The following is a 20,585-nucleotide window of genomic DNA, read 5'->3' as shown; positions in this document are numbered from 1 at the left end:
GCGCCGGCCCTGGGGCGGGGCCGCTACCGCGGGCCGCCCGGCGGTGCCCCGGTCAGCGGTATGTCCGCGCCCCAGGCCGCGGCGCACAGGGCCCGGTCGACCGCGTCCGCGTGGACGGCGGCGCCGAGCCACGCGCGGGCGAACCGCTCGCCGTCGGCGGGCAGGAGGCGGCCGAACACGTCGCGGGAGCGGTCCGCGGCGGCCGCGTGGAGCCCGTCGACCAGGTCGGCGGCCGTCGCGAGCCCGCACCGGCGCAGCCGCCGTGCGTCGGCCGCCGCGTCCTTCGGGAACGCGAGGACGCGGCGCCCGCCGGCGACCACCTGGTGCAGGCGGCGCCGCAGGAGGTGCAGCGGGGCCTGCTCGCGGTCCGGCGCGGTAGGCGCGGGCGGTCCCGCCTGTGCCGCCGCGGGGGCGGCCGGCAGGTCGGCGCGCGTGAGGCGGTCGAGTCCCAGGTCGACGCGGGCAGCGGGATCGCAGGGGTGACTGACCGCCAGCAGCCGCGCGCGGGCGTGCGGCGCCGGGTCGAGGCGGGCGACGGCGCGCAGCCGGAGACCCGGTGCCGCCGCGAGCAGCCGCAGGTTGTCGCGGTACGGCAGCTCCGGATGGTCGTGGGCCGCCGTGAGGCGGACCGCCAGCCCGCCGCTGTCGGCGAGCAGGCAGTCCCCGGCGGCCTCGCGGACCGCCCCGATCAGGGTGATGTCGAGGAACAGCAGGTCGTCGCCGCCGGACAGCGCCCGGTCGGCCTGCTCGGCGGGAGGCACGGCCCACAGCCGGTCCAGGGGCTCGTCGTGCCAGGCGGCGCCCGCGGCCCGCACCGCGCGGACCCCGCACCCGCCCCGAGGCGGCCGGCCGGGGACACCGTCGCACCGGACACGGCGAGGCCCGCGCGGGACAGCTCCCGGTGGGTGAGGGCCGTGTCCCCCATCCGTACGGCGCGGTCGGCCGCCCCGGTGGCACGGGCGGGGCCGCCCGGGGCGATGTCGGCCACGGTGTAGCGGCGCCCCCGGGGATCCGCGGTCCACGTCACGGCGCCGGCGTGGCCGCCTGCGGTGAGGACCGGCTCCGAGAAGAGCCCGTACAGGCGCAGGGAGCCGTCGGCGGCGTACGTCTGCCGGGCGGTGCCGCGCAGCGTGGCGAGTTCGGGTCCGGTGGCGCGCGGTATGCGCCAGGAGGTGAGCAGGAGGTGCCGCAGGTCGGTGGCGAGGTCCGCGAGGCGGTACGCGGGGTCGGCGGCCCGGGCGGCCCGCACCCTGCCGACGGCGGACACCGCCGCGGCCGCGGCCCGGGCAGTCCGGCGAGGCGCGCTCCGTGCGCGGCGCGCAGCAGTTCCGCCTGGAGCACGGCGCCGGCTCCGTCGGTTCCGGCTTCCAGGACGGCGGCCGCCGCGCGGAACAGCTCCGCGGAGGCGGCGCACTGGTCCGGTGCGGCGGGTGCCGGGGAGGCGGGGGCCGGTGAGGCGGAGAAAGCGGAGGAGGCGCCCGTGGCGGGGGCCTCGGCGGGGGTCCTTCCGTGGGTGCCGGCCCCGCCGGCTCGCCGGGAGCCGGTCCGGTCGGTGCTCCCGGGACCGGTACGGGCGGCTCTTCCTCGGCCGGTGCCGGCGGTGCGGCGGTGCCTCCGGTGCGGGTCCGGGCGGTTCCTCTTCCAGGGCGATCGGGGCGGCCGACGCCGCCGCGGCGCGGTGCAGGCAGTCCGGGGCCAGCAGACAGCCGCAGCGGATCGCGGCCGCGCTGGTCACCGTGCCGCCCGGGGCATGCAGCACCAGCTCGGTGGCGTCGTCGACGGCGATCCGCACGGTGTCGCCGTCGCGCACCGCGGGGCGGGCGGCGAGCTTGGCCACGCCCGTGTCCAGCCGCTTGCGGAGCCGCGGCGGGAGGGCCGCGACGAGTTCGGCCGTCACACCGGGCGCGACGGGAGGGAGCTGCGTACTCATGTGGTCTTCTCCCCTACCCAGCGGGCGAGTTCGAGGGGGCTGAGGGCGGCGACCGGCATGCCCGCGGCGACCAGACGCGACGCGACACCGGTGGAGTAGCGGGGGCGGCCCGCGTCGTCGAGGCTCGCGCAGCCCAGGACATGGCAGCCGGCGCCGACGAGTGCGCGCACCTCTGCGAGGAGCCCGCCGAGCGGGTATCCCTCCTCGAAGTCGCTGACCACCACCACAAGGGTGCGGCTGGGCACGGTGACGAGTTCGCGGGCGTGCCGGAGCCCCGCGGCGATGTGCGTGCCGCCGCCCACGCTGACCTCCAGCAGCAGGGACAGCGGGTCCTCGACGTGGTCGGTGAGGTCCACGACCTCCGTGGAGAAGGCCAGGAAGTGCGTCGACAGGGTCGGCACCCCGGCCAGGACGGAGGCGGTGAGGGCGGCCCAGACGGTGGACGCCTCCATGGACCCGGACACGTCGGTGACGAGGATCAGCCGCCAGTCCGCGGAGCGGCGGGCGCGGGTGCGGAACACGGGGCGTTCCGGTACGACGAGGACGCGGCCGTCGGGGCCGCGCCGCGCGGTGGCGAGGTTGGCCCGCAGGGTGCGCGCCAGGTCCAGGCCGCCGCCGGGCCGCCGGGAGGGCGCGGCACGGGCGCGCCGTGCAGGGCGGGGCGCAGCCGCGTGGCGAGCTCGCGCGTCAGTTCCTGCACGAGGCGCCGGGCCAGGGGGCGCAGTGCGGCGAGGCGCGCCTCGGGGAGTCCTCCCGCGTGCCGCAGCACCGTGCGGAGCAGGTCCACGGAGGGCCGCACGCTGCCGGGGTCGAGCTCCGCGAGCACGTCGGCGCGGTCGGCCGCGGCGGCGGCCAGCACCTCCTCGCGGATGCCGGGTCCGAACAGCGCCGCCAGCTCCCGCGACCACTCCCTGACGGTGGGGTACGGCGCCTCGCGGCCGCCGCCGGCCCCGGCCCCGGGACCGGTGAGCCCGCCGCGGCTGCCCTCGCCGCGCCCGGTGCCGTACAGCTCGTCGAGCGCGGTGGCGAGTGCGGCGGCGGGTTCGGGCAACCGGTCGCCGCGGCGGCCCAGCAGGAGCCTCCACCGGTCGGCGGGGGCGAGGCGGTGCCGGTCCCCCGGGCGGCGGGCTCCGGGGCGGCGCCGGGCGGCCCGGCGGCGGGCACGGTACCGGGGTCGGCGGGCGCCGCCGCCGGATCAGGGCCGGCGGGCGCCGCCGCGGGGTCGGGGCGGCGGGCGCCCCGCCGGATCAGGGCCAGCGGGCGCCGCCGCCGGATCGGGGCCAGCGGGCGCCGCCGCCGGATCAGAGGCAGCGGGCGTCGCCGCGGGGTCGGCCGTCGGTGCGGGCGGTGCGGCGGTACTGCGGGCGGCGGGCGGGAGCAGGCCGAGGTGGTCGAGGCGGGCGCGGGCCGCGAGGTCGGCGCGGGTCCAGAGGCCGAGGGCCGCCGGGTCCGCGCCGCCGGTGTCGGCGAGGCCGCCCGTGCCGAGGCGTTCCTCCACCGCGGCGAGAAGGCGGCTGCGGGCGGCGGGGCTCAGGGTGTCGAAGCCGCCGCGCAGGGCGGGGAGCCGGTCGAGGAAGTCCCTGTCGGGCAGCTTCGGACAGCCGGTCGAGGAGGGGTTCCAGGGCCGGGGCCGCCGCTTCCAGGAGGGGGCCGGCGGCGGTCAGCAGTCCGGCGAGGCGCGCGGTGAGGGCGGTGCGTGACTCGGGGTCGCGCGCGGCGTCCACCCAGGAGGCCACGCGGCCGCCGAACGCGCCGGCCGGTTCCTGGCCGAGCAGCACCCTGACGGCTCCTGCGGCGCCGCGCATCAGGGGGAGCCGTCGGCGGCCAGGCGGGCGAGGGCTGCGGTGAGGCGGATCCCTCCGTCGCGGTCGGCGCGGTGGGCGAGTTCGAGCAGGGCCCTGGCGTCGTCGGGGTCCTCGGAGCCGGTGAGGCCGTCGACCTGCCGTACCGCGGCGGCGGTGAGCAGGTCGGCCGCTGCGGCGGCCCGGGCGGTCCGGTCCTCGTCGGCGGCGAGCCCGGGGAAGTGTCCGGCCCGCAGCCGGTCCATGAGGGCGAGCCCGGTGAGCAGTTCGGGCAGGGTCGCCGAGGCCGGCAGCACGTCGGCGGCTTCGGTGAGTCGTTCCCCGGTGAGGCCGGGCAGTCCGCAGAGCGCGGCCTGCTCCAGTCCGTGCAGGCACTGGGCGGCCGTCGGGCCGCCGTCCGCCTCTTCGCCGCGGCGGCGTTCGCGGAGGGTGCCTTCGGCGGCCTGGGCGGCGGTGACTCCGCGCGTTCCGGCCGCGGTGAGCACGGCGGCGGTCGCGGGGGTCCAGCGCAGTTCCCACCGGGAGGTGAGGGCGTCGGCGCCGCCGGTCCCGGACACATCCTTCTCCTGCGCGTAGGGCACGCCGCAGACGGCCAGCCGGCGCAGCAGCAGTTCGCGGCGGCGGTCGCGGTCGGAGCGCAGCGGGTCGAGGCGCATGTCCCGGGCGTCGGCCCCCGCCGTGTCGGGGCCGGGCAGGCCCAGGGCGGCGAGTTCGGACTCGACGGCGGGTGCGAGGCCGCAGCGGGGCGCGCCGGGGGCGGGGCGTCCGCTGCGGGTGCCGACGAGGACGCGTTCCATGGCCTGGGCGACGGCACGGCCCCGGCCGTACGGCTCGCCCTGGGCGAGGACGGTCTGCACGGCCTCCACGAGTTCGCCGCGGCCGGGTGCGGGGAGGGCCCGCAGCCGGGCGAGGTCTCCGGCGAGCCGGGCGATCTCGCGTGCGTCGGCGGGGCCCGAGGGGTGGCCGAGGCCGCGCAGCTCCGCGCAGATCCGTACCGCCGCCCGGGTCAGGGCGTCCTCCGTGGCGGCCGGGTCGCCCGCGGCCTCCAGGACGAGGTGCTGCCACTCGGGGTCCCGGATGCCTGCCGGGTAGCCGGAGCGCTCGTCGAGGAGGGCGTAGGTGTAGGGGATGAGGGAGGTGGTCCACTCCCGGTGTCGCCCGGCGGCCCCGGGCGGGGTGCCGTCGGAGGCGGCCGCGGCGGGCCGGTCGGGGTCGCCGGCCGGGTGCCCGGGCAGCAGGGCGGGTGCGTGGAACGCGCCGACGACGACGGCGGCGCGGGCGCCGTCCGCGGTGGCGCGGGCCACGGCGGAGCGCATCCACCGCTCCCGTGCGAGGTCCGGCGCGGGCACGCCGCCCGAGGCGGCGGCGTCCCGGCGCAGCGCCCAGCCGGTGAGGAGCGCGGCGCGGCGCAGCGCCTCGGGGGTGAGCCGGGGCGGCGGCCTCCACCAGTCGGTCCCACAGGTCGTCGCCGGGGCGGCCGGTGGCACGGCTGCGCAGGGCGGCGTGCAGGCGGGGTCCGGGGCCCGGTGCGTCCTGCCCGGTGGTGCGGGACGGCCCGGGGTCGCGGGTGCGCCACGCCGGGTCGGAGAGCGGCAGGTCGCACGCGGTGACGGGGACGCCGTGGCGGGCGGCCCAGCGCACCGCGACGAGCTCGGGTGAGAAGTCGGCGAACGGGTAGAACGCGCAGCCGCCGCGCCCGTCGCCCGGCGCGGCGGCCAGGGCGACGGGGGCGCGGGTGTCCTCGTGGGCGAGCCAGGGCAGCCAGTCCTGGAAGTCGGCGGGGAGTTCGACGAGCAGGACGTCGGGCCGCGCCGCGTCGAGCAGTGCGGGCATCGCGGCGGCCAGGGAGGGCGCGTGGTGGCGTACGCCGATGAGGTGGGGTCCGGCCGGGTCCGTGAGGGCGTCGGCCGCCTCCTCCGGGGTGAGGTGCACGGCCGTCACGCCTCCAGGACGGCGCGCAGGTCCCACAGGGTGCGCCAGGTCGGGGAGCCCTGCTCGGCGCGGCGCCGCACGGGGCCGTCCCAGTAGCCGAGGAGGCGGGCGGCGTCGGCGGGGTCGTCCTTGCGGACGACGCCGAGGAGGTGGCCGGGCAGGAGGCCGAGCACGTCGCGGTCGCCGGGGAAGTAGGCCGCGGCCAGGCCGAGCGCTCCGGCGACGGAGACGGCTTCGGCGGTGCTCATCACCGTGGAGGGCCGCTCGATCTCCCACCCTTCCGCGGAGCGGCCTTCGCGGAGGTCGCGGAAGGCGGTGACGAGGGCTTCCAGTACGGCGTCGTCGACGTGGAACGCGGCGCCGGCCCGTTCGACCGCGGCGCGGGACTGGCGGCGGACGAGCGCGGTCTCGGCGTCGAGGTCGCCGATGGGTCCGACGGTCTCGAAGTTGAAGCGGCGTTTGAGGGCCGCGGACATCTCCGAGACGCCCTTGTCGCGGAGGTTGGCGGTGGCGATGAGGTTGAAGCCGGGGGCGGCGTGGGCCAGGGAGTCGTCGCCGGCGGCGAGTTCGGGGATCGCGATACGCCGCTCGGACAGCAGGGAGACCAGCGAGTCCTGCACTTCGGGCAGGCAGCGGGTGACCTCCTCGACGCGGGCGATGGCGCCGCGGCCCATGGCGGTGAGGACGGGCGAGGGGACGAGGGTCTGCCTGCTGGGTCCCTGGGCGAGGAGCAGGGCGTAGTTCCAGCCGTACTTCAGCTGGTCCTCGGTGGTGCCTGCGGTGCCCTGGACCACGAGTCCGCTGGTGCCGCACACGGCGGCCGCCAGCAGTTCGGACAGCAGGGACTTGGCGGTCCCGGGTTCGCCGACGAGCAGCAGTCCGCGCTCCCCTGCGAGAGTGACGACGCACCGCTCGACGAGGGCGCGGTCACCGACGAACTTTCCCTCGACGACGAGTCGGCGCGGCACGCCTTCGGGCGCCGCGGCGCCGTCGGGCAGCCGCAGCGCGCGGCCGTCGCTGCCCATCACGAAGGTGACGGCGGCGCGGGGGTGAGCCGCCAGGCGGGCGGGCGCGGGCCGTCGTCGTAGGCGGCGAGGAAGGCGAGTTCCGTGGCGTACCGCTCCTCGGGCGGCACGATCTGGCGGGCGGGCGCGGCGCCCGTGGTGCCCGCGTCGGGCGGGGTGGTCGGGGTGCCCGGGTCGGGCGGGGTGGTCGGGGTGGTCGTGCTGGTCATCGGCGGCGGCCCTTCCGGGTGGCACGGGTGGTGAGTTCTTCGTAGGCGGGTGCGTCGCCGGCGCGGACGCGCTCCCAGGCGCGGGCGAACAGGTCGGGCACGGTCGTGCGGAGTGCGACGCGGCGGCCGTGGCGGACCGGGTAGAGCCCTTCCTTCCAGGTCTCCAGGGGCAGCCGGAGGGATGGGGCGTCGAGCCAGCCGCAGGGGAGGAACAGGCCGCGTCCGGCGCGGGCCCGCTTGGCCTCGACGACCAGGGGGCTCGCGGCGAGCTCGGCGCGGGCCTTCTTCATGCGGGCCGGCTTCCAGCCGGTCCAGTGGGCGCAGTTGCGGTCGGTCGGGTCGGGCAGGGCCAGGATCTGGAGGTAGAGCGCGGCCGCGTCGCGGCTGAGGCCGTGGGCGGCGGCGGCCTCGGTGACCAGGTCGGGCACGCTGACGTCCGGATCGTGGGGGTGGCCGGCGGGGCCCTCGGGGTCGGTGCCGGCTTCCGCCACGGGGACGAGTGCGCCGCTGAGGAGGTCGCGCACGGCGTGGACGATGCCTCTCCGCGAGGGGTCGAGCAGCCCTTCGAGCAGCCCGAGGGCCGGGTCGTCGGCGCCGGTCAGACCGGCGGGGCGCAGCAGCACCCCTTCGGTGTCGCGGTAGGTGACGTGCAGCACGAGCGCCTCGCCGGCGCGGGTGAGGTCCTGGTCGGCGCCGGTGCCCGCGGCAGGTGGTGTCGTCCGTGCGGTGACCGCGGGCAGCCCGTAGGCGGTGCGGACCTGCTCGGCCGCGGGTGCGCCCTGGTCGGCCCAGACGAGGCCGAGGTCGAGGAGCAGTCCGGGGTCGGTGAGGCGGCGGCGCAGGGCGGTGAGGCCGGCGGGCAGCGCGGCGCGCAGCGGGTGCGCGTAGGGCACTTCGTAGGCGAGTGCGGCGAGCGCGTGGACGGCGTGGTCGAGCTGGTGCGCCCGGGGCGCGGCTCCCGGTTCGTCGGCGGTGAGGCGGCCGAGCGTGTCGATGCGCTGCACGGTGGTGCGGCTCAGCCAGGGCGTCAGCTGCGGGTTCAGCACGGCCTCGGCGACGGCCGGGTCCACGTCGGTGAGGCGCGCGGCGAGGTCCTCCGGGAGGCGCAGGCGGGAACCGAGCCGCTCGCCCCACACGCGGCCCGCCGCGGCCGTGTCGGGGCCGGTGGTCCACAGGTCGGTCGGGTCCTCGGGCAGCAGGGCGCCGACGAGGGCGGCCGTGTCGCCTCGGGTGAGGGTGCCCAGGAGCCGTGCGCCGAGCTCCCTCTGGCGGGGCTTCAGTCCGTGGACGGGGGCATGGGCGCCGCCCGCCAGGCTTCCCCCTCCGGCGGCGAGGAGCAGCGCGGCCTGGAAGGGGCCCACGCCGCCGCGCGTCGCCGCCGCGAGGGCCTCGGGCGCCTCCGGCCGCCACGGGGCGGGGCCCTTGGCGCGGACGAGGCGGGTGACGGCGGCGATCCGGTCGGCGGGGAGACCGGGTGTGCGGTCGGTCTCCTGCTCCAGCGTGAAGTGGGCGATCGCCCCGAACGAGCCCTGCGGGTCGTGGTCCAGTGCCAGCCAGCGGACGCGGCCGCCGGGCTTGTCGTCGGCGGCCAGGCTGCCGAGGACGACGACGGTGCGGTTCCCGAGGCGGAGCACCTGGCCGGCGCGCTGCTGCTTGCGGTTCTCCTCGCTGAGCACCACCTCGCGGAGCGGACCTGCCGGATCGGCGAGGGGTCCCTCGCCGACCGCGTCGAGCAGCAGGAGCAGGGCCTCGCGCGCCTGGTCGCGGAGCCCGGACAGGGCGGCGCGGTAGGCGAGCGGCCGCAGGGCCGGCAGGACCGGCAGCCAGCCCATGCCGATGCGGGGGACGGTGCGGTCGTCGCTGCGCCAGCCGCCGTCCAGGGCGGTGAGCCGCTCCGCGTCGGGCAGCGGCCTGCCTTCGGCCGGCCTGCCGGACAGGACGTGGTTGACGGCGCGGATCTGCCGCAGGGTGTTCCACCGTGCGGCGCTGGACCAGGTGTGGTACGTGGTGTCGGTCAGGCCGTCGACGGCGGGGTGGAGGGTGGCGTCGTCGCCGTGCGGGGGGCTGTAGTCGGCGAACATCTCGTCCGCGGGCCGGCGGCCGGGTTCCGGGGCCTTGGGCGGCGCGGTGAACTCGGCGGTGGCTTCGGCGTGGCGGACGGCGGCCCGGACGAGGGCGGTGACGCCGGTGAGGAGCCGCTCGTCGGTGAGGGCGGGCAGCGCCTGGGACACGACCTGCCGGGCGACGTCGTCGGCACCGGGGCCTCGGTAGTCCTTGGTGGCGCGCACCTTTTTCGCCCGCTCGTCGAGGGCTTGGGCGGTGTTGGCCAGGAGGGCTTCCGCCTGCGGGTCGGTCAGGGCGCGCAGCGCGAGGGAGCCCTGTTCGTCGCGGGGGCGCAGCGCGTGCCAGAACGCCACGGGCGGTACGAGGCGGGTGCCCGCGGCGAAGTCGCTGCCGCGGTCGCCCGGGGTCACCTCGCCGAGTACGCCGGCCGCGGACGGGTCGTCCGCCGCGTAGAGGCAGACGGCCCGGTGCCGGCGGACGGCGCTGGGCGCGGCGCCGCCGGGCATGCGCAGGGCGCCGAGCGGAGTGGCGTGCACCCGGCCGTGGGGGCGCTGAGGGTGACGGTGCGGCCGTCGGGCGTGCCGGCGGTGAGGACGGCGTCGGCGCCTTCGCCTTCCTTGCGGAGCCAGCGGCCGAGGACGGTGCCGTCGGTGCCGAAGGGGCTGCCCTCCAGGCCCGGCTGGAGCGGGAGGACTTCGCAGTGCTCCTGGACCAGCCGCGCGTCGTCGCGGACGGCTGACCGGAGGAAGGCAGGCAGCGACGCGCGGCCGTCGGTGCCGGTGGCGGGGTCGTACTCCACCCAGGCGGCCCGGCCGTCCTTGCGGCTCTGGCGCCAGTAGGCGGTGCCGTCGCCGAGGACGGGGCGGCTCGGCGGCAGCACGGTGTCGCCGGCGTGCAGGGTGCGGCCGCCGGTGGCGCGGCCGCCGCCGGGCAGCGGGATCGAGGGTTCTTCCACGCCGCCGTACCACCAGCGCGGCAGCTGCTCGCCGCCGACGGTGAAGACCTCACCGGGCCGGGCGGACCAGTAGCCCAGCTGCTTGCCGTCCTCCCACCACACGACGAGGAGTTCACCGTCGGCGTAGCGGAAGTGCGGGCGGCGCCACCGGTCCGGCGGGCCGGGGATGCGCAGTTCGTGCTCCAGCAGGATCCGGTCGGGTCCGACGACGAACACCTTCTCGCGGCGGGCGACGACGAGGGCGGGCCAGGCTTCGGTGACGGTCGTCGTGCCGTCGCCGCCCTTGCCCCTGGTCTCGGTGCGCAGCCGCTCCACGGCCTCGTCGAGGGCGGGCCAGCCGAGTTCGTCGAGGATGCCGGCGCGCAGCGTGCGGCCGAGGATCGGGGCGGCCCGGTGGGCGGCGACACGGGCCGCCGCCTCGGGGTTGGCCTTCGGGGCGGCCGTGCGGAACGGACGGAGCGTGCGGAGTGCCGCACCGGCCGCGGGCAGGCCCTGGGCGGCGGTGAGGGCGGCGGTGGCCTCGTCCAGCCAGTCGCTCAGCACCCCGCTGAGTACGGGGTGCGCGGACAGGGCGTCGAGCACCCCGGGCAGGGTGGAGTCGCCGCCCAGGTCGCCGACGGCGCGGTGGAGGAGTGCCCGGAGGCGGCTGTCGGCTCCGGTGGCGACCAGGTCGCGGCGGCCCGGCCGGGTGTCCCGCAGCCAGGCTCCGAGCGGCAGCTGGGTGTCCGGTTCCGGGGTGGTGAGGGGGATGCGCTCCGCGGTGCACAGGTCGAGCAGGTCGGGTTCGGCGCTGTCGCGCCAGCGAGTGCTGAAGAGGTCGACGGGCGTGCCGTCGGCGCGCAGCCGCGGGGCCATCCGCTGCACGAGGGCGAGGGTGGCGGCGGAGCGGTGGACGAGGCCGCCGCCCCGCTTGCGGTGGGCGGCCCAGCGGCCGAGCCACTCGGCGGCGTCGACGGCCGCCCGGCCCGCGGCGTCGGCGGATTCGCCGGTCAGCAGGGCGGCCGCGCCCGTGTCTGCCAGCAGGTCCAGCCACCACGCGTGGTCCTCGGTGGAGCCGTTCAGCTCGGACGGCATGATCTCCAGCAGCCGGTGGCGCACCTCCGGCCGGTCCTCGGCGAGGGCGACGAGGGCGGGGCGGTACGTCGTCCAGAAGGTTCGGGGGGCGCGGACGACGGCGGGCGAGGCGAGCAGGTCGGCGACGAGGGCGGCCTCCTCGGTGGGCCGGTGGAGGCCGGCGGCCTTGACGAGGGCCCGGGCGTCCTGCGGCAGCGAGGCGTACGGCGGCATGCCGGCCGCGCAGCGCTCCACGGCCAGCTTGCGGAACTGGGCCCATGCCTCGGCGGGTTGGAGCCGGCGGCCGAGGTCCTTGACGTATTCCTTCAGGGCCTTCACGGTGAGGGCCCCGGCGAAGGCGAACTCCAGGAAGACGGCGCGCAGCCGCTCCTCGTCGACGGTGAGGCCGTGCACCCGCTCGGCGTCGCGGGCCTTGCCGAAGAACGTGGCGGCGTAGGTGGTGTTCTCGTGCTGGAGGAAGACCCGGGCCGCCTGCTCGTAGAAGGTGGGCAGGAAGTGCGGGACGGCCCGGCCGAGCTGCCGGCCGAGCTCCTCGAACCCCTGCTTGGCGGCGCCGGCCCGGGACTTGGCCTGCCGGGAGAGCCGTTCGACGTCCTTGACGAGGGCGAGCGCGTGGTGGCCGTTGGCCGGGTCGTTGACGAGGGCCCAGGCGGGGAAGCCGAGGGTCTCCCGGCGCACCTGCCCGATCTCGGGCGCGTCCGCTTCCCGTGCCAGGCCGAGGAAGTCCAGGGCGAGGTCCTCGGCCTCGCCGAGCGTTCCCGGCACGAGGCGCACGACGGGCCGGTCGCCGAGCGCGGGGTGCGTGTAGGTCCGTACGGTGAGGGTGTCGGCGTCCTCGCGGTCGGTGGTGCCGGCGGGCAGCACGGCGCCCGCGTCGAGCAGGGCTGCGGCCTCGGCGGGCGCGGTGGGGGTCCGGTGCTGTGCGCTCATGCCGCGCTCTCCTCTGCCTCGATGTCACGTCCCGCGTACAGCGCGGCTGCCATGCGCATGCCCTCCGACCAGGCGACGGGCCCGACCTGGTGGAGCTTCAGCGTCCGCCCTTCGCCGTCGGACCAGGTCAGGGGGCCGGTCTCGGTCTCGGCGTAGGTCTCGTAGTCCCCGATCCAGACCCGGGCCTCGGTGGTGCGGCCGTCCTCCAGTACGGGGCACACGGCGTGGCCGCCGCGCACGCGGTAGCCGAGCTGTGCGGCCCTGCCGGCCAGGAAGCGCAGTTCCTTGAACGTGCCGCCCTCGTGGTCGTGGACGGCGGTCGCCTCCGGGTCGGGGTCGGCGGGCCGGTGCCACACCTCGCGGAACAGCTGGCCGACGCGCTGCTCCACGCCCAGCTCGACGGCGAACTCCCTGAGCTCCTCCAGGTCTTCGAGGAGTACGGGGTGGGGGATGCGGACCAGTGCGGGGCTGATGCGGACGGTGTCGCCGTCGAGGTCGACGAGGCCGAGGCCGCGCCCGGGTCCGGCGTCCCGCAGGAAGCCGGCGATCTCGCCGTCCTCGCCGCAGACGACGAGGTCGCGCAGGACGGCCTGCCAGGCCGGGTCGGGCCACACGCGTTCGACGACGGCGAGGGGGACGGGGAGCGACCGCACCATCCACCGCTCCACGTCGTCCAGGCAGCGGCGCTCGTGGCGTTCGAGCCACTCGGCGAGCTGCCGCAGGCCCGTCACGACCGGATCGTCGGCGAGCTTGGCCGGCACGGACTTCAACCGGCGTCCGGCCGCGTTGCGGCACACCACTTTCCCGTCGTCGAGGGCGACTTCGTAGCCGCCCGCGCTGACCCACCCCATGTGCGCCTCCCTGCACCACAGTGATCAAGTGTTCGGAACTGTAGGTGAGAGGTCTGACAACGCCGGCGCGGTTCCCGTCCCGGCTGGGGAGAACCCGGTTTCCCCCCAGGTCAGCCGCGCGGCGGGGGCCGGGGCGGCAGTCGGCCTCGGCCGGCCTTGCGGGGCGCCCGGCGCAGGGGCGTGCGGTACGGAGTCCCGGCATCCCCGGGAGCCCCACCCCCGACGGCGGACCGCCCGCGCGCAGCACCGGGGCAGGCCGCCCGGGCACGGCTTCACGGCGGACCGCCCGGGCACGGCTTCACGGCAGGCCGCCCGGGCGCAGGGCGGACCGCCCGGGCACGGCTTCACGGCAGGCCGCCCGTGCCCGGCTTCACGGCAGGCCGCCCGGGCGCGGGGCAGGCCCCCGGTCGCGCCTTCCGGTGGGGGCCCGCGGGCCCGCCCCCGCCGTGGGCGCCCGTCACATCCCCGTACCCGTGCGGCATGCCGGCCCTCGGGGCCGGATCCCGCCGCATGGCGGGCGGTCAGCCGCCGTAGGTGGCCTGGGACTCCCCAGTACGGCCGCGAAGTCCTCGGCGAGCCGGGCCGCCTCGTCCGCGCGCAGCGCCGCCGTGGTGATCCGCACGCCGGGCGGGGCGGCGATGCGGAACCGCGCGCCCGCGGCGACCCACCAGCCCCGGGTGCGCAGCCCGTTGACGACGGCCGACTCGTCGCGGACCGGGACCCACACGTTCATGCCGCTGCGGCCGTGCGCGGGGATGCCGCGGGCGGCGAGTTCCTCCCGCAGCGCCGTGCGGCGCTGCGCGTACGCGTCGCGGGCCTGCCGGACGCGGTCACGGGTCGCGGGTGCGGTGAGCAGGGCGTGCACGGTCTCCTGGAGCAGGTGGCTGACCCAGCCGGACGTCAGCAGCAGCAGTCCGTCGTGGCGGGCCAGCGTCATCGGGTCGCAGGCGGCCGCGGCCCAGCGCAGGTCGGTGCCGAGGTACTTGCTGACGGTGCGGACGTGGGCCCAGCGGGCGGGCGGTGCGTCGGCCGCCGCCAGGGAGTGCAGGGGGGCTCCGGCGATCTCGGCGGCGCTGTCGTTCTCCACCACGAGCACACCGGGGCGCGTGCGCAGGACGGCGGCGAGGTCGTCGCGCCGCCGCCGCGTGAAGTGGCCCCCGTACGGGTTCTGCGCCCGCGGGCTGCACACCACGGCGCGCGCGCCGGCGCGCAGGGCGTCGTCCAGGGCGGCGGGCCGGATGCCCTCGTCGTCGACGGCGACCGCGAGGGTGCGCAGGCCGAGCGCCTGCACCAGGTCGAGCAGGTGGTGGTAGCCGGGATCCTCCATGGCGACGGCGTCGCCGGGGCGCAGTTCGGTGGTGAGCAGCCGGGCGACCAGGTCGAGGGCGCCGTGCGCGAAGGTGACGTGCCGGCCGGGCACGTCGTCGGCGGCCAGCCAGTCGCGGACGGTGTCCTCCAGGTGCGGCAGCCGCGGCGCGCTGCGGTGCGAGCGCGCCCCGGGCGACAGCGGGGCGGGCGGCAGCAGGTCGGGCAGGAAGGCGGGGTCGGGGTGGCCTGCGGCGAGGTCGCGCAGGCCGTCGGGGACGCGGGGCGGGCGCCGGGTGGGTGCGGGGCCCACGGAGGCCACCGGGGGCGCGGCCGCGACGACCGTGCCGCCCCGGCCGCGGGTGACGACGACACCGCGCTGCCGCAGCTCCTTGTAGGCGGTGGCCACCGTGCCGGGGCTGACGCCCAGTTCCTCGGCGAGCCGCCGCACCGGAGGCAGGGCGGCACCCGGCGCCAACGCCCCCTGGGCCAGGCCTTCTTCGACGGACGCGGCGATGCTCTTGGCGGTCGCCCCACGGATCGCATATTGTGATGCCACATTCAGCATTATGTATTGATACATAATTTTCGGCAAGGGGGAGCCGATGACGATGCGTCACCGAGCGGCCGGCGGCAGGGCGCCGTGGAAGGACCGCGTCCCAGGAGGCCGCGACGGGCGCCGCATGCTGGCGGTGACGTGGGTGGACAAGACCGGCAACGGCCTGTGGAACACCACCAGCGCCCTGTACTTCATCCATGTGGCGGGCCTCTCCCTGGTGGAGGTCGGCACGCTCGTGTCGGTCGCGGCGGCCCTCGGCATCGCGGGCGCGCCGCTCGCCGGACGGCTCGCCGACCGGATCCCGCTCGTGCGGCTGCTCGTCGCGTTCCAGCTCCTGCGGGCCGGGGCGGCGGTCGCCCTGTTCCTGTCCACCGGGTTCGCGGCCCTGCTCGCGTGCGCGGCCCTCGGCAGCTTCGGCGACCGCTCCGCCAACGTCCTCACCAAGCTGTACGCCGCCCGGGTGGGCGGCCCGCAGCGGGTGCGGTACCAGGCGGTCGTGCGCACCGCGGCGAACGCCGGCTGGGCGGTCGGCGGCCTCATCGCCGCGGCGGTGCTGTCGCTGGGCACGCCGTACGCCTACGAGGCGCTGCTCGTCGGCGACGCGCTGTCCTTCGCGGGGGCCGCCGCCCTCACCCTCCGGTGCGGGGAGCCGTCCTCGCCCAGCGTCGCCGTCGCCGGGTCCGGCTCCGGGCCCGCCGCCCACCGCCCGGCTTCGCCCTGGCGCGACCGCGGCTACCTCGCGTACGTGGCGACCGACACCGTGCTGTACCTGCACGACTCGGTGTTCCAGGTCGGCCTGTCCCTGTGGACCGTGCACGCCACGGACGCCCCGGAGGGGCTCGTCCCGCTGCTGACGGTCCTCAACAGCGGCATGGTCGTGGCGCTCCAGGTGCCGCTGTCGCGGCTGGCGTCCGGCAGCGCCGCGTGCCGGAGGCTGCTGCTGCCGCTCGCGGCCGTCTTCGGCGCGGGCGGCCTGGCGCTGGCCGCGTCGGTCGCCGACGGGCCGTGGGCGGCGTCCGTCGCGCTGCTGCTGGCCGCCGCGGTCTTCACCGTCGGGGAGATCCTGCACGCCACGGTGTCGTGGGAGCTGTCCGTGGCGCTCGCCCCGGCCGGCGCCCAGGGTGCGTACGTCGGCGTGCACGGGCTCGCCGGTTCGGTGCAGCGCAGCGCGGGACCGCTCGCCGTCACGGCCGCCATCGCGGCGGGCCCGGCGGGGTGGGCGGTGTTCGGCGCGGTGATCGGGGCGACCTGCCTCGTCCAGCACCGGCTGGTCCGCGACCGCCTGGCGCACACCGAGCCGCCACAGGCCCTGCCCGCGGCGCCCACGGCGAGCACCGGCTCCTGAGGCGCCGCGGCGGCTTCCGGGGCGCCAGGCTGGTGGCGGTCGCACAGACGGAGGTGAAGCCCGCCTCCGTGCTGCCGGGCCTGGCGGGCGGAGCGGTGCCGGCTCCCCCCACGACCGCTCTTCCGTGAACGGGCGGCGCGGCCTCCGTACTTTTACGGCAGTTCCGCGCGGGCCCCGCCCGGGCCGCTCCCGGGCCCGTAGGCTCCGATCACGGATCCACGGGGGCAGGGAAGGGCGTACGGGGCCGGCGTGCCCGGTGACGGGGCCGGTCGGTCCACGGCTCCGGGCGCGCCGCGAGGGCGGCCGCCCTCGGGCGCCGTACCGCCCGGTGCGCGCTCCGGCGGGAACGGGGGTTCCGCCGGACCGCCCCTCCTGCACGGCGGCCCCCTCGGGCGGCTCCCCGCCGTCCCGCAGGGATCCGTCCCGTACGCCTCCACGGCGGCCCCGCCGCCCTTGTCCGGCGTCCGCGCGCCTGCCGCGGTCCCCGGGTCCGTCCGGGACTGTGTCCACCGGGGCGTGCGGCGCGACGCGCACCGGGGCGCGATCGCCGTTCCCGGCCCGCCGGCGTGGGGGGCCCGCAGCCGTTTTGACAGGGATCGCCCCGGTCCTGTAGCGCACCCCGGAGGCCCCTTGGAGGGCCGCGGAGGCGGGGGGTTAGCATATGAGCGCCTCCTAGCTCGAAAGATACGGTTGTGACTGTCAACGACGACTCGTTCACCATCTGGAAGAACCGCGAGGAGATCGCGGAGTCGATGATTCCGATCATCGGGAAGCTGCACCGGGAGCGGGACGTGACCGTCCTGCTGCACAGCCGCTCCCTGGTGAACAAATCGGTGGTCAGCATCCTCAAGACGCACCGGTTCGCCCGGCAGATAGCGGGCGAGGAGCTCTCCGTCACCGAGACGATGCCGTTCCTCCAGGCGCTCACCGCGCTGGACCTCGGCCCGTCGCAGATCGACATCGGCATGCTCGCCGCGACCTACAAGGCCGACGACCGGGGCCTGTCGGTCGAGGAGTTCACCGCCGAGGCCGTCGCCGGCGCCACCGGCGCCGACAAGATCGAGCGCCGCGAGCCGCGCGACGTCGTCCTCTACGGCTTCGGCCGCATCGGCCGCCTCGTCGCCCGGCTGCTGATCGAGAAGGCCGGCTCCGGCAACGGCCTGCGGCTGCGCGCCATCGTCGTCCGCGGCGGCAACCGGCCCGCCGAGGACCTCGTCAAGCGCGCCTCGCTGCTGCGCCGCGACTCGATCCACGGCCAGTTCAACGGCACGATCACCGTCGACGAGGCGAACAGCACCATCGTCGCCAACGGCAACGCGGTCAAGGTGATCTACGCCAACGACCCGTCGGAGGTCGACTACACGGCGTACGGCATCAAGAACGCCATCCTCATCGACAACACCGGCAAGTGGCGCGACCGCGAGGGCCTGTCGAAGCACCTGCGCCCCGGCGTGGACAAGGTCGTCCTCACCGCGCCGGGCAAGGGCGACGTCCCGAACATCGTCCACGGCGTGAACCACGACACGATCAAGCCGGACGAGCAGGTCCTGTCCTGCGCCTCCTGCACCACCAACGCGATCGTGCCGCCGCTGAAGGCCATGGACGACGAGTTCGGCGTGCTGCGCGGCCACGTGGAGACCGTCCACTCGTTCACGAACGACCAGAACCTGCTGGACAACTACCACAAGGCGGACCGCCGCGGCCGCTCCGCGCCGCTCAACATGGTCATCACCGAGACCGGTGCGGCCTCCGCCGTCGCCAAGGCGCTGCCCGACCTGAAGGCGCCGATCACCGGCAGCTCGATCCGCGTCCCCGTGCCGGACGTGTCGATCGCGATCCTCAGCCTGCGGCTCGGCCGGGAGACCACGCGCGAGGAGGTCCTCGACTACCTCCGCAACGTGTCGCTCACCTCGCCGCTGAAGCGCCAGATCGACTTCACCACCGCCCCCGACGCCGTCTCCAGCGACTTCATCGGCTCCCGCCACGCGTCGATCGTCGACGCCGGCGCGACCAAGGTCGACGGCGACAACGCGATCCTCTACCTCTGGTACGACAACGAGTTCGGCTACTCGTGCCAGGTCATCCGGGTCGTCCAGCACGTGTCCGGTGTGGAGTACCCGACCTACCCGGCCCCGGCGGTCTGATCCGCCGCACGCCGCGTACGCGCCCGCCCTCGGTCAGGGGCGGGCGCGTCCGTCGTTCCCGCCCGGCCGCGGCGTCCGCGGCGACGCGCTCCGCGGCCGTCCGGGTGGGCCGTCACCTGCCCCGGCCGCGGGCGAGGAGCGCCCCGCACAGGCCGCCGATCACGAACATGATGAGGAGCGCCAGGTAGAGCGGCATGGTGACGACCGGGACCAGCAGCCGGATCTCCACCTCCCGGGTGTTCTCGACGATCAGCACGACAGCGAGCACGACGAGGACGGCCGCCGTGATCCGGGACGGCGTCATCGCCGGGGCCCGGCCGGCGCTTCTGGATCTGCGGGCTTCTCGCGGACTCATGCCCCCAGCATCAGGCGGCCCCGTGCCCGCCGCCGCACCGGACTGCGCCGTACGGGTGAGCAGCACCGCCCGCCAGCGGTGCGCGCGAATTCGCTGGCGCCGGCCGCCTCCGCTGCCGAGGATGGCCGGTATGCGGACCTTCCTGGAGACCGGGCGCCTCGTCCTGCGCCCCTTCACCGACACCGGTGCCGACGCGGCGCACGTGTACGCGCTCCACAACGACCCCGAGGTGATGCGCTTCATCAACGGCGGCCGGCCGACCAGCCGTGCGGCCGTACGGGAGCGGACCATGCCCGCGCTCCTGCGCGACCACCCCGGACTGGGCACCCGCGGCTACTGGGCCGCCGAGGAGAAGCACGGCGGGGCCTTCGTCGGCTGGTTCGAGTTCCGGCCCCTGGACGACCTCGGCGCCACCGTCGAGCTCGGCTACCGCCTGACCAGGTCGTCCTGGGGCCGGGGCTACGCCACGGAGGGCTCACGCGCCCTGATCGGCAAGGGCTTCGGAGACCTCGGTGTGGACCGCGTCACCGCCAACACGATGGCGGTGAACTCGCGGTCCCGCCGCGTGATGGAGAAGTGCGGCCTGTCGTTCCTCCGCCACTTCACCGGGGAGTGGCCGGACCCCGTCGAGGGGTCCGAGCACGGCGAGGTCGAGTACGAACTCCTCCGCGCGGACTGGGAGAAGAGCCGGTAGCCGCCCCGCGCGACACTCCCCGCCGTGGCGCTCAGCCGGCGTCGCGGGGATCGAACGACTCCGTGTCGACGGCCAGCGGCTCGGGGAAGGCGTGGGCGACGGCGTCCCAGCGGGTGAACTTGAAGTTGGTGCCCTCGCGGTCGCCGTCGGCGGGGGCGGCCTCTCCGTCATGGGTGATCAGCAGGCCCTTGGGGAAGGCCCGGCCCAGCGGGACGTTGACGACCGCGGAGCCGTCGGAGTGCTCCACCCCGTCGACCGCGCCGCCGGTGAGGGAGAAGGAGCCGACGTAGGCGTTGCCGCCGTCGCGCTCGTAGACGGCGAACGTGTCGTCGCCCTGGCTGGAGGCCAGCACGTATCCGGTGCCGTCCTCGGCGTGGTAGACGGTGACGCCCTCGGCGTCCGCGCTCAGGTGCTCACCGCCGAAGCCGGGGTCGGCGGCCGTGTCGATGACGCACTCCTCCTCCTCGGCGTCGTACGTCCACGGCGTGCCGTACTCGCGGACCCGGTCGACGAGCTCGGGGTCCTCGAACTCCTCGTCGTCGAGTTCGATGCGCCACAGGCCCACGGTCTCCTGCGCCGCGTACAGGACGCGCTCCTCCAGGTCGACGGCCATGCCCTCGACCTGCGGGTTCTCGCCCGGGTCGGCGCACGGCGCCCAGTCGCTGCCGTCGGGCAGGGTGAAGGAGGCGGGCAGGTCGAGGGTGTCCTCGGCCTCGAAGCCGACACGTCCGTCCTCGTCCTTCAGCTCCAGCAGCCGCAGCCGGGTCTCCTCGCGCTGCGAGACCACCACGTAGGCGTCGTCGTCGTCGCTGAAGGCGGTCAGGCCGTAGGAGGTGCGCTGGCCGTCGACCTCGGCCTCGTCGGCCGCGAAGACGGGGGCCGCACCGGGCGCGGTGACGTCCCTGAGCGGCGGGCGGCCCTCGGCCACGGCCCGCGGGTCGATGGCGTAGGCGCGGATGCGGTCGCGGCCGCGGTCGCTGACGAGCGCCAGGTCCGTCCTGACGCCGTCGAGCTCGAAGCCGTAGACGACGTCGACGTTGTTGAAGCGGCCGGGCTTGGCGTCCCCGTGCGGGGCCTGCGGGGCGGCTATGTGCTGCAGCCGCCGCCCGTCGAGCCCGTACACGTCGAGGCCGGCCTCCTTCAGGGTGCCGATGACGATGCTGCGGCCCGGGTTCTTCGGGTCGACCCACACCGCCGGGTCGTCGGCGTCGGCGTTGCCGCCGGCCTCGTCGTCGTACACCGCGGGGGTCTCCACGGCGGCCGCGGCAGTGACCGGCACGGCGGGCCCTGCCGTCAGGGCGAAGGCGGTGGCGAATGCGGTCAGGGTGCTCAGAGCGAAGACGCTCACGATACTCCTCGGTAGGAAGGCGGAACGCCGCGACGGTACGGGGCCGGGGGAACGCAAGAAGTA

At 76.8% G+C, this 20,585-nt stretch carries 9 protein-coding genes and 3 pseudogenes; 3 read left to right on the top strand and 9 right to left on the bottom strand.

Annotation, left to right across the window (positions count from 1 at the left end; translation table 11 throughout):
- Window positions 1-23 precede the first annotated feature (23 nt).
- The 7 genes and pseudogenes from L6E17_RS31605 to L6E17_RS22630 all read right to left on the bottom strand — a co-directional run bounded on the left by L6E17_RS31605 (window position 24) and on the right by L6E17_RS22630 (window position 14,645).
- Entirely contained in the window at window positions 24-761 is a 738-nt protein-coding gene (locus L6E17_RS31605) for a hypothetical protein (protein WP_374109128.1), read from the bottom strand.
- On the bottom strand, window positions 689-1,930 hold the full coding sequence (locus L6E17_RS22655; RefSeq protein WP_374109118.1) for a hypothetical protein: 1,242 nt from the start codon (window positions 1,928-1,930) through the stop codon (window positions 689-691). The genes L6E17_RS31605 and L6E17_RS22655 overlap by 73 nt, the downstream gene beginning before the upstream one ends.
- Window positions 1,927-5,664, bottom strand: a pseudogene (locus L6E17_RS22650) (DUF5682 family protein). Before L6E17_RS22650 ends, L6E17_RS22655 begins: the two are co-directional and overlap by 4 nt.
- Window positions 5,665-5,669: 5 nt before the next feature.
- A pseudogene (locus L6E17_RS22645) lies at window positions 5,670-6,898 on the bottom strand (AAA family ATPase).
- Window positions 6,895-11,921 (bottom strand): annotated as a pseudogene (locus tag L6E17_RS31600) (hypothetical protein). Before L6E17_RS31600 ends, L6E17_RS22645 begins: the two co-directional pseudogenes overlap by 4 nt.
- Window positions 11,918-12,772 carry a DUF4132 domain-containing protein gene (locus tag L6E17_RS22635; RefSeq protein ID WP_236242587.1) on the bottom strand — a complete coding sequence of 285 codons (855 nt, stop codon included), beginning with the start codon at window positions 12,770-12,772 and terminating at the stop codon, window positions 11,918-11,920. The pseudogene L6E17_RS31600 and the gene L6E17_RS22635 overlap by 4 nt, the downstream one beginning before the upstream one ends.
- Window positions 12,773-13,229: 457 nt before the next feature.
- Window positions 13,230-14,645, bottom strand: coding sequence for an aminotransferase class I/II-fold pyridoxal phosphate-dependent enzyme (locus tag L6E17_RS22630; RefSeq protein WP_236242586.1), 1,416 nt, complete (start codon window positions 14,643-14,645; stop codon window positions 13,230-13,232).
- A gap of 37 nt (window positions 14,646-14,682) precedes the next feature.
- Between L6E17_RS22630 and L6E17_RS22625 the strand changes: the two genes are divergently transcribed.
- Window positions 14,683-15,981 carry an MFS transporter gene (locus tag L6E17_RS22625; protein ID WP_308315923.1) on the top strand — a complete coding sequence of 433 codons (1,299 nt, stop codon included), beginning with the start codon at window positions 14,683-14,685 and terminating at the stop codon, window positions 15,979-15,981.
- Window positions 15,982-16,673: 692 nt separating this feature from the next.
- Entirely contained in the window at window positions 16,674-18,125 is a 1,452-nt protein-coding gene (locus tag L6E17_RS22620) for a glyceraldehyde-3-phosphate dehydrogenase (protein WP_236242585.1), read from the top strand.
- Between the two features lie 112 nt (window positions 18,126-18,237).
- Here L6E17_RS22620 and L6E17_RS22615 read toward each other — a convergent pair whose 3' ends face one another.
- Window positions 18,238-18,480: a LapA family protein gene (locus tag L6E17_RS22615; RefSeq protein WP_236242584.1), complete on the bottom strand. Its 243-nt coding sequence runs from the start codon at window positions 18,478-18,480 to the stop codon at window positions 18,238-18,240.
- 130 nt (window positions 18,481-18,610) lie between these two features.
- On the opposite strand from L6E17_RS22615, the gene L6E17_RS22610 reads away from it, so the two are divergent.
- Window positions 18,611-19,174 (top strand): GNAT family N-acetyltransferase, encoded by a 564-nt coding sequence (locus tag L6E17_RS22610; protein WP_236242583.1) that lies wholly within the window; start codon window positions 18,611-18,613, stop codon window positions 19,172-19,174.
- Window positions 19,175-19,205: 31 nt separating this feature from the next.
- On the opposite strand, the gene L6E17_RS22605 is transcribed toward L6E17_RS22610, so the two are convergent.
- Window positions 19,206-20,522, bottom strand: coding sequence for a phytase (locus tag L6E17_RS22605; RefSeq protein WP_374109117.1), 1,317 nt, complete (start codon window positions 20,520-20,522; stop codon window positions 19,206-19,208).
- Between the last annotated feature and the right edge of the window lie 63 nt (window positions 20,523-20,585).

Origin of the sequence: Streptomyces sp. CC228A, from assembly GCF_021390935.1 — a bacterium.
Lineage (GTDB): Bacteria > Actinomycetota > Actinomycetes > Streptomycetales > Streptomycetaceae > Streptomyces.
The sequence above is the reverse complement of the archived record's forward strand: the minus strand, read 5'-3'. Positions and strand labels throughout refer to the sequence as shown.

Coding starts and splice junctions, on each gene's coding strand:
- L6E17_RS22610 (WP_236242583.1), top strand. CDS start 18,611: ATGCGGACCTTCCTGGAGACCGGGCGCCTCGTCCTGCGCCCCTTCACC.
- L6E17_RS22630 (WP_236242586.1), bottom strand. CDS start 14,645: ATGCTGAATGTGGCATCACAATATGCGATCCGTGGGGCGACCGCCAAG.
- L6E17_RS22615 (WP_236242584.1), bottom strand. CDS start 18,480: ATGAGTCCGCGAGAAGCCCGCAGATCCAGAAGCGCCGGCCGGGCCCCG.
- L6E17_RS22625 (WP_308315923.1), top strand. CDS start 14,683: ATGACGATGCGTCACCGAGCGGCCGGCGGCAGGGCGCCGTGGAAGGAC.
- L6E17_RS22655 (WP_374109118.1), bottom strand. CDS start 1,930: ATGAGTACGCAGCTCCCTCCCGTCGCGCCCGGTGTGACGGCCGAACTC.
- L6E17_RS22635 (WP_236242587.1), bottom strand. CDS start 12,772: ATGGGGTGGGTCAGCGCGGGCGGCTACGAAGTCGCCCTCGACGACGGG.